Annotated in this window: 13 protein-coding genes and 1 pseudogene; 11 read left to right on the top strand and 3 right to left on the bottom strand. The window is 58.8% G+C overall.

Going from position 1 to position 12,753, the window contains the following annotated elements:
* The first annotated feature begins 134 nt into the window (after nucleotides 1-134).
* The 10 genes and pseudogenes from VQ071_RS13130 (at nucleotide 135) to VQ071_RS13090 (ending at nucleotide 9,948) form a co-directional block, all read left to right on the top strand.
* Nucleotides 135-1,097, top strand: coding sequence for an ABC transporter permease (locus VQ071_RS13130; RefSeq protein ID WP_340514460.1), 963 nt, complete (start codon nucleotides 135-137; stop codon nucleotides 1,095-1,097).
* A gap of 25 nt (nucleotides 1,098-1,122) precedes the next feature.
* Nucleotides 1,123-2,007 carry a carbohydrate ABC transporter permease gene (locus VQ071_RS13125; protein WP_340514459.1) on the top strand — a complete coding sequence of 295 codons (885 nt, stop codon included), beginning with the start codon at nucleotides 1,123-1,125 and terminating at the stop codon, nucleotides 2,005-2,007.
* A 63-nt stretch (nucleotides 2,008-2,070) separates the two neighbouring features.
* The gene (locus VQ071_RS13120; protein WP_340514458.1) at nucleotides 2,071-3,723 is read left to right on the top strand and encodes a hypothetical protein; all 1,653 of its coding nucleotides are present in this window, start codon (nucleotides 2,071-2,073) and stop codon (nucleotides 3,721-3,723) included.
* 107 nt (nucleotides 3,724-3,830) lie between these two features.
* The gene (locus VQ071_RS13115; RefSeq protein ID WP_340514457.1) at nucleotides 3,831-5,195 is read left to right on the top strand and encodes an alpha-L-fucosidase; all 1,365 of its coding nucleotides are present in this window, start codon (nucleotides 3,831-3,833) and stop codon (nucleotides 5,193-5,195) included.
* 2 nt (nucleotides 5,196-5,197) lie between these two features.
* Nucleotides 5,198-7,435 carry an alpha-L-fucosidase gene (locus VQ071_RS13110; protein ID WP_340514456.1) on the top strand — a complete coding sequence of 746 codons (2,238 nt, stop codon included), beginning with the start codon at nucleotides 5,198-5,200 and terminating at the stop codon, nucleotides 7,433-7,435.
* A gap of 205 nt (nucleotides 7,436-7,640) precedes the next feature.
* The gene (locus VQ071_RS13105) at nucleotides 7,641-7,970 is read left to right on the top strand and encodes an ArsR/SmtB family transcription factor (RefSeq protein ID WP_340514455.1); all 330 of its coding nucleotides are present in this window, start codon (nucleotides 7,641-7,643) and stop codon (nucleotides 7,968-7,970) included.
* Complete coding sequence (locus tag VQ071_RS13100; protein ID WP_340514454.1) at nucleotides 7,967-8,389, top strand: SRPBCC family protein; 423 nt, start codon at nucleotides 7,967-7,969, stop codon at nucleotides 8,387-8,389. The genes VQ071_RS13105 and VQ071_RS13100 overlap by 4 nt, the downstream gene beginning before the upstream one ends.
* Nucleotides 8,390-8,414: 25 nt before the next feature.
* Nucleotides 8,415-8,765: a DoxX family protein gene (locus VQ071_RS13095; RefSeq protein WP_340514453.1), complete on the top strand. Its 351-nt coding sequence runs from the start codon at nucleotides 8,415-8,417 to the stop codon at nucleotides 8,763-8,765.
* A 79-nt stretch (nucleotides 8,766-8,844) separates the two neighbouring features.
* Nucleotides 8,845-9,024 (top strand): annotated as a pseudogene (locus VQ071_RS29315) (glycosyl hydrolase family 95 catalytic domain-containing protein); the annotation flags it as partial.
* Nucleotides 9,025-9,201: 177 nt separating this feature from the next.
* Entirely contained in the window at nucleotides 9,202-9,948 is a 747-nt protein-coding gene (locus VQ071_RS13090; protein ID WP_340514452.1) for a C40 family peptidase, read from the top strand.
* A gap of 94 nt (nucleotides 9,949-10,042) precedes the next feature.
* On the opposite strand, the gene VQ071_RS13085 is transcribed toward VQ071_RS13090, so the two are convergent.
* Together VQ071_RS13085 and VQ071_RS13080 are read right to left on the bottom strand one after the other, a co-directional pair.
* Complete coding sequence (locus VQ071_RS13085) at nucleotides 10,043-10,795, bottom strand: YheC/YheD family protein (protein WP_340514451.1); 753 nt, start codon at nucleotides 10,793-10,795, stop codon at nucleotides 10,043-10,045.
* Between the two features lie 79 nt (nucleotides 10,796-10,874).
* The gene (locus VQ071_RS13080) at nucleotides 10,875-11,051 is read right to left on the bottom strand and encodes a YjfB family protein (RefSeq protein ID WP_340514450.1); all 177 of its coding nucleotides are present in this window, start codon (nucleotides 11,049-11,051) and stop codon (nucleotides 10,875-10,877) included.
* 166 nt (nucleotides 11,052-11,217) lie between these two features.
* On the opposite strand from VQ071_RS13080, the gene VQ071_RS13075 reads away from it, so the two are divergent.
* Nucleotides 11,218-11,787 (top strand): VanZ family protein, encoded by a 570-nt coding sequence (locus VQ071_RS13075; protein WP_340514449.1) that lies wholly within the window; start codon nucleotides 11,218-11,220, stop codon nucleotides 11,785-11,787.
* Between the two features lie 11 nt (nucleotides 11,788-11,798).
* Here the strand turns inward: VQ071_RS13075 and VQ071_RS13070 are convergent, their stop codons facing one another.
* The gene (locus VQ071_RS13070; protein WP_340514600.1) at nucleotides 11,799-12,629 is read right to left on the bottom strand and encodes an AraC family transcriptional regulator; all 831 of its coding nucleotides are present in this window, start codon (nucleotides 12,627-12,629) and stop codon (nucleotides 11,799-11,801) included.
* Nucleotides 12,630-12,753 lie beyond the last annotated feature (124 nt).

Here is a 12,753-nt window from a genome sequence, read left to right as displayed (position 1 = left end):
ACATCGCCAAGGGAACATCGCAGTAAAGTGAAACGAATCTAAGATATGAGAAGAATACAGCGCTTCCAGTCCTATGCTACGATGAACCTGCGAACAAGAACGCCGTCACAGGCAGCCAGAGAGGAGGGGGACACGTGTCGGAAATCGGCACAGCGGTGGCGCACCGCGAGCTTAGGCCAGGACCAGGGCCAAGCGAACGATCCAAGCGCTTCATCAAGTATCGCGCGCTGCTGCTCATGCTCATACCCGGATTTATTTTTTTGATCGTCTTCAATTATATCCCGATGTACGGGGCGATCCTAGCCTTCAAGGAATTCAAGATCGTAGGCGGCATCGCGAACAGCCCCTGGGTGGGCATGAAGTACTTCGACAAAGCTTTTAATGACCCTCACTTCTACGTGGTGCTCAAAAATACGCTGATCATCAGCTTCTACAAGCTCCTGTTCGGCTTCCCGGTCCCGATCCTGTTCGCCGTGCTGCTAAGCGAGCTTGCGGGCCGCCGGTTCAAGCGATGGGTGCAGACGATCTCCTATTTGCCTCATTTTATTTCCTGGATCGTCTTGTCGGGCATCTTCATTACGATCTTCTCGCTGGAAGGCCCGGTCAACATGCTGCTGAAGGCGATGGGCAAGCTCCCGATTATCTTCATGGCGGATGAGCATTACTTCCGGTCGATTCTGGTCGGGACGTCCATCTACCAGAGCTTCGGCTGGGGCTCGATCATCTATCTCGCGGCGATCGCGGGGATCGACCCGCAGCTTCACGAGGCGGCCATCATCGACGGCGCGGGCAGGTTCAAGCGCATGCTCTACATCACACTGCCGATGCTGGTGCCGGTCATCTCGATCATGCTGATCCTGTCCATGGGGACCATTCTGGATGCCGGCTTCGATCAGATCTTTAATATGTACAATGCGCAGGTAATGGATGTCGCCGATATCATCGATACGTACGTGTACCGGATCGGATTAATCAACGCGAACTACAGCTATTCCACGGCGGTCGGCCTGTTCAAGTCGGTCGTGGCGCTCGTCCTCGTCCTCGGGGTGAACCGGATCGTGAAGGCGATCGGCGGGAACGAGCACACGCTGTGGTGAGGCCGCAGAGCAAGGAGGCAGGGCAATGGTGTATCGCAAAAGTGTTGCGGGGAAGCTGATCGATGTGCTGCTGTACGGCGGTATGGCAGTTCTGACGCTCGTCACGCTGTATCCCTTCTGGAGCCAGATCGTGCTGTCGCTCGAGGAAGGCGCTTCGGCCTACTCGACCGGCTTCATGCTCTATCCGCACAAGCTGTCGTTCGAAGCGTATCGGCTGGCCTTCCACTATACGCCGCTCTGGACGGGGTATCTCAATACGATCGTCCGCACGGTGCTGGGGGTCGTCCTGATTCTCGTATTCACGGCGCTGACCGCCTATCCTTTATCCAAAAAGGATCTGCCGTTCAACCGGACCTTCACCGGCTTCCTGCTGTTCACGATGCTGTTCAGCGGCGGCCTCATACCGAACTATCTGCTCATCAAAAACCTGGGGCTGCTGAACTCGGTATGGTCGCTTGTGCTGCCCGGCATGATCAGCGCATTTAACGTGCTCATCATGCGCAACTTCTTCCGGTCCATCCCGGAGAGTCTGGAGGAGTCGGCCCGGGTGGACGGCGCCGGATATGTCCGGATATTCGTCAGCCTGATCCTGCCGCTGTCCGCGCCGGTGCTGGCCACCGTCGCGCTGTGGGTCGGCGTCGGGCACTGGAATGCCTGGTTCGACAGCCTGATCTACATCTCGGACAGCCGAAGGCAGGTACTGCAGGTCGTGCTGCGGAAGATCGTCATCGAAAACGATACCTCGAACCTGAATGCGATGATTCTGAAGATGAGCACCCACAGCAAGTATACGGGCAGACAGCTGCAGTCGGCGGTCATCATTATCTCGATTATTCCGATGCTGGTCGTGTACCCGTTCGTGCAGAAGTACTTCGTCAAAGGCGTCATGGTCGGCGCTATTAAAGGCTAAGCCTTCAAATAGAGCTTCAAGCGGAACAATCGAACAGATCATAAAAAAGGGAGCGGTATCCGGATGTTTAAACGCATGAAATGGCTCGCGGCAGGTCTAAGTGTAATTCAGGTGGGACTCCTCGTCTCGGCTTGCGGCAACTCGAACAACAATGACGGCCCCTCGTCGGCAGCGGCTTCGGCTTCGGGTACGGCCGGCGCGTCGGCTGCCGCAAGCGCTTCAGGAGAAAAAATGAAGCTCATGGTGTGGAACTTCGACGCAGACAAGACCAATCTGAACGGCTACGCGATGAACGCCATCCGGGAGAAGCTGGGCGTGGACCTCGACTTCTATACGTCCACCAACGACCCTGACGCGATCCGCGAGAAGCTGCTGCTGCAGATCGCCTCGGGAGACATCCCGGACTGGTGGAAGGAAGTGCCCTTCGCCGATGCCGACAAGTTCGCGGATCAAGGCGCGGCCGCCGAGATCCCGCTGGACCTGCTGGAGAAGAATGCCCCGAACTATATGAAGTGGATGGAGAAAAATCTCGGCCCCGATCCGATGCGCTATGTGAGACGACCGGACGGCAAAATCTACAGCCTGCCTGTCCTGTGGACGCTCGCTTCCTCCTCCGAGGTGCTCGGTTACCGCAAGGACTGGCTGACCAAGGTCGGCATCGCCAAGACGCCGGAGACGATCGACGAGATGGGCGAGGCGCTGACCAAGTTCCGCAACGACGATCCGGACGGCAACGGCAAGAAGGACACCTACGGCATGACCGCTGTGACGACATCGGGGCAAGGACCCTCGATCGCCGCGATCTTCTCGCCGGTATTCGGCGCCTACGGGGTATATCCTGGCGCGACGGTCGATATCGACGGCAAGGCGGTACGCGGCGAGGTGGAGCCCGGCGCCAAGGCAGCGCTGACCACGCTCCATCAATGGTTCGAGAGCGATCTGATCGATCCCGAATTTTTCGTCAACAAAGATACCAATCTCGACGACAAGGTCATCTCCAGCAAGGTGGGCGTCGTGGCCAGATCGTGGTGGGAATTCATCCAGCCGGAAGCCTTCTTCAGCGGCAAGTATTACGTGAAGCTGCGCGAGCAGGTGCCGAATGCCGAGTGGGCGCTCAGCAGCGGACCGAAGGGGCCGGACGGCAGCTTCGGCATTACGGAAGGCAATCCGATGCTGGGCACCGGCATCCAATTCGGCATCCAGCTTGAGAAGGATCAGGCGAAGATGGCCAAGTACCTGCAAATGTTCGATGCCACCTCCTTCGACATGGATCTGTTTACCAAGATCAAATACGGGCAAGAGGGCGTCACGTACGAACGCAAGGAAGACGGCAGCTACGTCTACCTGCCGCCGTACGACAAGGAAGAGGAGCGGACGAAGTTCGGGATCGGCCCGTACTACCATGCGCCGGCCAGCTTCAACGATTATGACTTCCAGGCGCCGTTCATGACCCGCAAGGACCTGATGCCCGTGAAGGAAGATGCGGCGAGCAAAGGCATCGGCAAATATGACTTCATGACGCCGCTGGCGAAGCCGGTCTATACGGAATTCAAGGATGCGCTCGATCAGATGACGATCAAGAACTTCATCAGCTTCATCACAGGCAAGCGGCCGATCAGCGAGTTCGACGCCTTCGTCGCAGAGTGGAAGAAGGCAGGCGGCGAGCAGGTGCTGGCAGAGGCGCAGGCGAAGCTCGACGAATTGAACAAAAAATAAAACTGAACAAAGCTGGGCAACGGCTGAAGCGAAGATCGAGGCAATAGATGAGCCCTCCGGTTTTCGCTTCAGCTATGTCCACAGGTTCACAAGGAGCTGTTCATCCGATGACGCTTAAGGGTCAGGAGCATTCGATGGCGTATCAAGTGGAAATTGCAGGCGTGCCGCGGAAAAAAAGCTTGCTGAGGGCCGTCATCCGCGGACTCGGCGGCGTGATTGGCGCTGATGAAGCCGGAAACGAAGCCGCGACGGGAAACGGAACCAAGGAAATCTCCTATAGATGGTTCGACTCGGAGACGAAGGAGGGAACTTACAACCCGGTGGCAGGGGCGTATCGGGACACGCTGCCGCTAGCCGCCGACGTCGTCGGCCGCTATTACAAATGCGAGGCCACGGTACTTCGGGAAGATGCGCAAGGCACCGCACCGTCTTCGACGATGAGCGACGCGGTTGGCCCGATCGCGGACGCGGCGGGCAATCCGCACGCGGATTGGCTGCATCGCGCCAGATACGGCATTTCGCACCATCTGCTGGCCGAATTCATGAACCGCGTCGCCGCACAACCGGACGAGAGGTGGCAGCCGGACGAGTCCTGGGACGAGGTGATTCGCGGATTTGATGTGGACGCCTATGTGCAGCAGGTGTTGGAGACGGGCGCGGGCTTCGTCATCCTCACGCTCGGGCAGAACAGCGGGTATGTGCTGTCGCCGAACGCGACGTACGACCGCATCGCGGGCGTGAAGCCGGGCGAGCGGGCATCGACGAGGGATCTGCCGATGGAGATCGCCGATGCGCTGGCGAAGCATGGCATCCGGCTCATGCTGTATTCGCCCGCGAATCCGCCGAGCAAGGCGCACAAGGAAGAGGGAGACTTCGCGATCAGCCGGGCGTTCGATTATCCGGTGGAGACCGCGCCGTCCCAGGAGACGCAGGCCAAGTGGCAGGCGGTGATCCGGGAGTGGTCGGACCGGTACGGGGACAAGGCGGCCGGCTGGTGGTTCGACGGCATGTGGTTCCAGGAAGCCTACAATGATCTGACCTTGCCCTGCAACTGGTACAGCCTGGTGAATGCAGCGAAGTCGGGAAATGAATCGCGCGTCGTGGCGTTCAACTCCGGCATCGGCAGCAATATCCTCGTCAACTCCCCCTTTGAAGACTATACGGCGGGGGAGACCAACGAGATCGGACCGCTGCCGGCCGATGGACGCTGGGCTGACGAGGCGAACGGCGTACAGTGGTTCCACTGGACGTTCCTGGGCGAATTCGTGAAGGACCTGGCCGGATGGGGCAATACCGGCTTGAACTGGCCGACCTCGGATCTCGTATCCTGGGTGACGGAGGCGGTCGCGCGCGGCGGCGTCATCGCGCTGGACACGCATGTCAATCGGTTCGGCCGTCTGGATCGGCAGCAGATGGCGCAATTGATCGAATTGAAAGGAAGCTTGCCTCATATCGATGAAGGAGGATCATGATCATGACGATGGGTTTTCTCAAGAAAAACGCCTTGCTCCGAGCGCTGCTGGTCGCTGCGCTGCTGATCGGGCTCGCAATTCCCAGGCAGCAGGCGTCCGCGCAGACGTACAATGCCAATACCGACTGGTTCATGCAGGGAAAATACGGCCTCTTCGTTCAATGGCTCTACGGCGGCGGCGACTTGACGGGCGACTGGAACGATCTGGTCGATAACTTCGACGTGGACCGGTTCGCCGAGCAGGTGAACGAATCCGGGGCGAAGTACGTGACCTTTACGCTGGGGCAAAATTCCGGCTACTTCGCTTCTCCCAACGCCACTTACGATCTGCTGACGGGCAGGGATGCCACGACGAGCAAGATGTCGACGCGGGATCTGCCGATGGATCTGTACGACGCGCTGGCGCCGTACGGCATTAAGCTGATGCTCTACCTCCCCGCGCGCACGCCCTCCGACGATCCCGACGTCGGCGACATCCTCGGCGACCCTGCGCCGATCTACGATCACCTCGCCACCCAGGATTTCCAGGCCAAGTGGGAGAGCATCATCCAGGAGTGGTCGGACCGGTACGGCTCCAAGGTGGCCGGCTGGTGGTTCGACGGCACCTACAACAACGGCGCGGAGTACGGCAAGCCGGACATCTCGCAGGCGTACACCGACTATACGAAGGCGCATAACTTCCAGACGTTCGCGGCAGCGGCCAAGCACGGCAACGCCAATGCGATCGTCGCCTTCGATCCCGGGCTGGCCGTCGATCTGCCGATGACGACGCATGCCGATTATATTACGGGCGAGCAGAACCAGCTGTCCGTCCTCCCGTCTGCGGCCAATACGCCCCCCTACACAAGATGGATCGGCGGCATTCAGTGGAGCGAGACCGCCTACCAGGGCAACGACTGGAACAGCTTCGGGCTAAAATATACGACGCCCTACATCGTCGATTATCTCTCGAAGGTGACCAATCAGAACGGCGTGCTGTCGTTCGGTCCGCATGTGGACAAGACCGGGAATATCAACTCGGCGCAGCTCGCGCAGTTGGTGGCGATCAAGAACGGCTTGCTCGGCACAGGCCCGGGCGTCCAGGTGACGGACGATGCGGATGCCGCATTAACGTACACCGGAACCTGGGGGACGAGCATTCCTTCCGGTACGGGCTACTATAGCAATACCGGCCATTTCACGAAGACGCCGGGCAGCTATGCGCAGTACACGTTCAACGGCACCAATGTCGTCTGGTCGGGCGTGAAGGGGCCGGATCATGGCACGGCGGACGTCTATATCGACAATGTCCTGGACCAATCGGTCAATCTGTACGCAGCCAGCCGCTTCGTCGACACGGAGATTTATTCCAAGACGGGCCTGACGCCGGGCAGCCATACGATCAAGATCGTAGCTCGCAGCGACAAGGATGCTGCGTCCACCGACTACTATGTCGAGGTCGACCGCATGAACGTCGCGACCGGAACGCCGGCGGTCACGGATGACGCGGCGAGCGGCATCACCTATTCGGGCACATGGCCGACGAGCGTGCCGACCGGCACGGGCTATTACGGAGATACCGGCCATTTCTCGATAACTGCCGGCAGCTACGCACAGTATACGTTCACCGGGAAAAGCGTCGAGTGGTACGGCGTGATGGGGCCGGATCACGGGAAGGCCGACGTGTACATCGACGGTACGCTGGATCAGACCGTCGACCTGTACAACGCCGAGCGCTATATCGACAACTTGCTTTATACGAAGAACAACCTGTCCGCCGGCTCCCATACGATCAAGATCGTCGTCCGCAGCGACAGGAATGCCTCGGCGGTGGGCAACTATGTTGAAGTCGACCGCTTCAACATCTCTCAGGGCACGCCTGTCGTGACCCGAGACGATGCCAACACCGGCTGGAATTACTCCGGCACCTGGCTCACCAGCGTGTCCGGCATCGACTACTACAGGAACACGGGGCACTACGCCACAGCCGCAGACGCTTATGCGGAAGCGGTCTTTACAGGCACGAGCGTAGCGTGGGTCGGCAAGCTGGACGCGGACCACGGCCAAGCCGACGTGTACATCGACGGGACGCTGGACCAGACCGTGGATCTGTACAGCCCGAACCGCCATACGGGCGTCACGGTATACAGCAAGCAGGGGCTGTCCGGGGGCAGCCACACGATCAAGATCGTGGTCAAAGGGCAGAAGAACATGATTGCGACGAATGTGTATGTCGAGGTGGATGCGCTGATTTATCAGTAGTCGAGACGATTGCGGTCAATGAACGCCGGGGAGTCAAGCAGCCTCGGCGTTTTTGCGTGCGCTCAATTTTTTACGTGCTCTCCATTTATTGTTTTAGCCATCATTCTCAAAACCTGTTGACACGACACCAAAAAGTGTCCTATACTAAAAACGTCACCAAATGGTGTCCGATTAACGAATGACAAACAACCTGGGAGAGGGTGTTGTGAGCGAGAAGAACCCGTTGCGTGACGTGTTCGAAGCAATCGCGGATCCGACGAGGCGCCGGCTCATCCGTATGCTGGCGGAGGCGGAGGAGATACCGCTGCACGAGTTGACGGAGCAGTTTGCGATGGGCCGCACGGCGGTCTCCAAGCATCTGACCATCCTCAAGGAAGCCGGACTGGTCGCGGACCGCAAGGTCGGCAGAGAGACGCGATACCGGCTCAACGCCGCTCCGCTCAGAGAAGTTCAAGATTGGGTAGCTCATTACAGCAAATTCTGGAACGAGAATCTAAGGCGCTTAAGCCAAATACTGGAGGATAATGAACGATGAGTTTAGCCCTGACCCTGGATTTTGAGTACAAGACGTCGATCGAGAAGCTGTGGTCCGCCCTGACCGATTCGGGCAAGCTTGCCAAGTGGGTATGCAATATTCACAGCGGCGAGCCGATGGAGAACGATTTTGAGCCGGTCGTCGGCCATCGCTTCCACTTCCGTACGCAGCCGTCCGAGTATTGGGACGGTGTCATCGAGGGCGAGGTGCTCGTCGTAGAAGCGCCGAACCGGGTATCCTACACCTGGGCCAGCGGCAACGAGGAGCATACGGTCACCTGGACGCTGCAGGATCTGGGCGACGGCAAGGTGAACCTGCATCTCGAGCAGACGGGCTTCGCCAATGTGCACGGTCTCGAAGGCGCCCGGTACGGCTGGAGCAAATGGTGCGGCGAGCTGGAAAAGGTATTGGCGGTCTAAACGAAAAAGGGGAGGGGAATGCGCTATGAATATCGTTCTTATCGTATTGCAGAGCTTTCTGCTCGTCGCCATGACCTTCGGCGGCGCGAACAAGCTGCTCGGCACGAAGAACTTCGTGGAAATGTTCGATTCGCTGAGGCTGCCGCAATGGTTCCGGGTCGTGACGGGGATCGTCCAGCTCGTTGGCGCCGCCGGTCTGGTCATCGGATATTGGAAGCCGGAAGTCGCCGCGTGGGCGGGCATCTGGCTCGGCGTCACGATGCTGGTGGCCGTGCTGGCTCACTTCAGAGTGAAGCATCCTGCCGGCAGCGCGGTGCCGGCCTCGATCCTCACGCTGGTCGCCGCAGCTGTGTTCTTCGTACAGCAGGCTGCTTGATGAAGAACTGACGCTGCGGCGAGACCGCCGCCCGCCTGCATGGAGGCCGGCCGCCTGCTGTCCGCAGAAACCGGCCGGGAGGGTCCGGTGGGAGCGGCTGCGGCAGCGGCTGCCCGGGCCTGCCGTCGGCCGGGAGGGCCAGCTTCCGGAGTGGATGGACGATTACGAAGAGACCGAGCCGGGGCACCGGCACATTTCCCATCTGTTCGCCCTGCACCCAGGCATGCGGTTCACCGTGCGGGGCAACCGGAGCCCTGCCGCTAATCTCGAGAAGAATATGGTTGCAGAGGAAAGATGAGAAATTTCTCAAGCGCTTTTAATAAATAATAAAAATAATGATGCAGCGGCGTTTTTTTCTCTTCGTGGAAAAGTTTAGGCTGTTTGAATTGTGATATTGTGGGTTCCGAGGCATACATACATCTTGGGAGGTACTCACATGACTATCACGAAGCCTTTTCTGCGTCGAATGCTCGCTGTCGGCTTGTGCGCCGCGATCGGTCTGGGGGCCACTTCGGTGGGACAAGTTCCCCTCACGCCGAAGGCATCCGCCGCGACCGTCTACGAGACGAAGGTCACGTACGGCGTGAACCTGCGGGTCAGCGCGTCCGCAAGCTCGGGCGTCATCCGGATGATCCGCGCGGGAGAAAAAGTACATGTCGTCGGCCAGGCGAACAGCTATTGGCTGCATGTGATCGACCAGAAGGGCAACTCGGGTTACCTATCGTCCAGCAATCAATATACGAATTACGGCGGCGGCAGCAGCGGCGGTGCGGCATCCGCGCCGAGCGTCAGCGGATCGCGGGCCGATCAGGTCGTCTCGATTGCCAAGAGCTACATGGGCCGCGTCAGCTACGCTTATGGCACGCGCAATCCGTCCAAGCTCATCTTCGACTGCTCATCGTTCACGGAGTTCGTCTTCGCCAAGGTCGGGGTCGACCTGAAGTGGGGCACGTCGTCCCAGAAGTCCGCAGGCTCCTATGTGAGCAAGGGCAACCTCGCCAAGGGCGATCTCGTGTTCTTCGACACGATCGGCAGCAACAACGGCGTCATCAATCACGTCGGCATCTACATCGGCAACGGCCAGGTCATCCACGATACGCCTTCCGCGGGCGGACTCCTGATCAGCTCCGTAACGTCCGGCTATTGGTCGACCCACTACGTGACCGCACGCCGCGTCCTGTAGCCAGCGCGCTTGTGCCACAGCAAGGCCCTTCGGAGCATCACCGTTCCGAAGGGCCTTTCCGCGTTTACGGCGCCGCCCGCAGCATACCCCCCGGCTACTTCGTCCGGCCGTACTGCCTGGCATACGCCATAATCCGGCGATATACGGCCTTGTCCCCCCGCTTCAGCGGGTAGATCTGAGGTCTCGTGTTCACCTCGAGCACCCAGGGTCTGCCCGACCGGTCGAGCGCGACGTCCAGGCCCAGCTCCCGGAATCCCCGCTTGCGCCTGTCGAACAGCTTGCCTACGGATACGCCGAGCCGCTTGAGTTCGCGCTCCTTGCGCCGGATGGCGCTTGAGCCGAAGCCCGCGCCGGACAGCGTCTGCCGGAATTTGCCCAGTCTGCCGCCCTGATGGTAGTTCGTCGCCACTTTATTCGGAATGCCGATCTTCGCGAATACGGCCGTGCTCTGCCAGGCGCGAGCATTCGTTTTTTGGACCATGACCCGGATGTCGAAAGGTCTGCCTCTCGTCACCGCCAGGTTGATGCCCTTCTGCAAAAGGTAGGAGCGGCCCTTGGCCCGTTTGTTCAGATAGGCATAAAGTGCGTCGAACGTCGGATAGAAGGAACGGGAGGTGTTGTGCTGAAGCCGATAGCCTCGCCCGAGCTTGCGGATGCGATAAACATGGAAGCCGCCCGTCCCGCCGGTAGGCTTGAAGAAAACCGTATGGTGCCGGGAGAGCATGTGCCGGAGACTGTCGTGGCTGAACAGCTTCGTGTGAGGGACATATTTGCGTTCGTTCGCGCTTTGAAGCAGCCATTTCGTTTTGACCCACTTGCTCTTGATCGAGACGCTCCTGTAGCCCATAACGGCCTATCCCCCCTTCCCCTTAGCATATGAGCAGGAGGGACAGCCAGTTCGTGCTGTTGCCTAGCGCTTGATTAGCTTATACGCGTACGTCGATGCTGCCGCCCAGATGCGGCTGGGCAATGCTCTGCGACATCTGTATGATCGCCTGGCTGTTCTGCCGGGCGCTGTCGAGCGCTTTGCCGAGCACGGCAATGCTGGCCTGCTGCGTCAGCTTGCTCGTCGCCAGACCTGTTGATAGGGCTGCAATATCCATCATCCGCCTCCTCCCCTCTCTTTTTTTATATCGGCCGTGACGTTTTGAACATGCAGTGCCGGTCCCGCAGCGGCTTCTTAAGAAAAATTTAAAAGAAACGCCGGCAAAACGTTTAACAATTGGCGCTAAACTGCTCCTGACAGCTGCAAAGGGAGTGTGAACTACGATGAACGCCAAAATGAACGCCAAAATGAACGCCAAGTATTTGTCGCCTGTACTATGGCTCAAGCTCGGTGCTGCCGGGCTGTTTTTCGGTTATTTGTATGTGCTCGTCAAGATCATCCTGTTCAAGTTCGGCGACGTGAACGTCTCCTTGCTCGGGCGCCTGCTGCTGGAGAACGCCGAGCAGCCGCGGAACATCGCCTACAGATGGCAGATGGCCAACCTGACGCCGCTGTCATCGATTCGGGACAATATCGCATTGCTGCCGCGCGGGCACGATATGATCAACCTGTTCGGCAATATCGCACTGTTCATGCCGCTCGGCCTGTTCCTCGGCTTGCTCGTCGGCTGCCGCCTGCCAGCCGTGCTGTTCTATTCGCTGAGCGTCAGTCTCGCGCTTGAGAGTGCGCAGCTGATCCTCGCCATGGGCAGCTTCGACGTGGACGATCTGATTCTGAACACGCTTGGCGGGGCGCTCGGCTACGGGCTGTTCGCGGGCATGGGACTCGCGCGGTCCAGGCAGCCGGTGGCAGCCGGCGCGAAGGAGCGGGGCGGTGCCGCAGGCCCCGTCTGACATAGAGGTCGTCAATCGAATTTTGACGGCGGCACGTTATAGTATTTTTTGAACGCCTTCGAGAAGGTAAAAGGGTCCGGATAACCGAGGAAGCCGGCGATTTGCTGGACCGTGTACTTTTTCTGGTACAAATAATCGCGCGCCCGGTTCATTTTAATTTGATACACATATTGTCCCGGCGTGATGCCGACGGCTTTTTTGAAGTAGGAAATAAAATATTTCTCCGAGATGCCGGCAAGCGGGGCCAGCTCGTTCATTTTTATGGACTTGTGCAGGTGATCGTCAATATACCGGAATACCGGCTGCAAGATGTCCAGGTCCCGGCCGGATCGTCTCGTCGCAGTCCCGTTCTGAAAAGCGCCGCTGTACCGTCCTTGTCCGTGAAGCGCGATGATTCTGGCGATGACGGCCGTCAGACAAGCCTTCAGGTACAGACGATTGCCCGGCTTGCCGCCCGGCTGCTCCGATTGTGCGAAGGCTCTGACGAACAGGCCGGCCTCCTCCCGGATCAAACGGTTGTCTACAATGCCCGATAGCTGAAAATCCCCCAAAATTTGCTGCTGCTCGCCGATGCCGTAATCGAAATGAACATAAATAAATCGGCAGCCTTCCTCGCCGCAGGAAGCGATGTAAGGCACCCGGGGATAAAAGAAAACGACATCTCCCGGCTGGGCGGTATGCAGGATGCCGCCAATCGCAATGCTGACGGTTCCGGATTGAATCAGCCACAGATCGTAGTCGGCATGCGCCTTGTGCTCGATCCAGTCGCCGCCCGGTGCGATCGACCAGCACGACTTCAGGCGCAGCGCGATAAATTCGGAGAGCTCGTTAAAAATGTCCATGTCCGGCACGGCGCAACCCCCACTATTAGACATTCCGCAATTTAGATGATTATATCACTGGAACGATTGGCTGCTATAAATCTTACGATTTGACATGAATCCGGAACCGATGCATATTCCGCTT

This window comes from Cohnella sp. 56 (assembly GCF_037963805.1).
Lineage (GTDB): Bacteria > Bacillota > Bacilli > Paenibacillales > Paenibacillaceae > Cohnella.
This window is presented reverse-complemented; position numbering and strand designations above follow the sequence as displayed.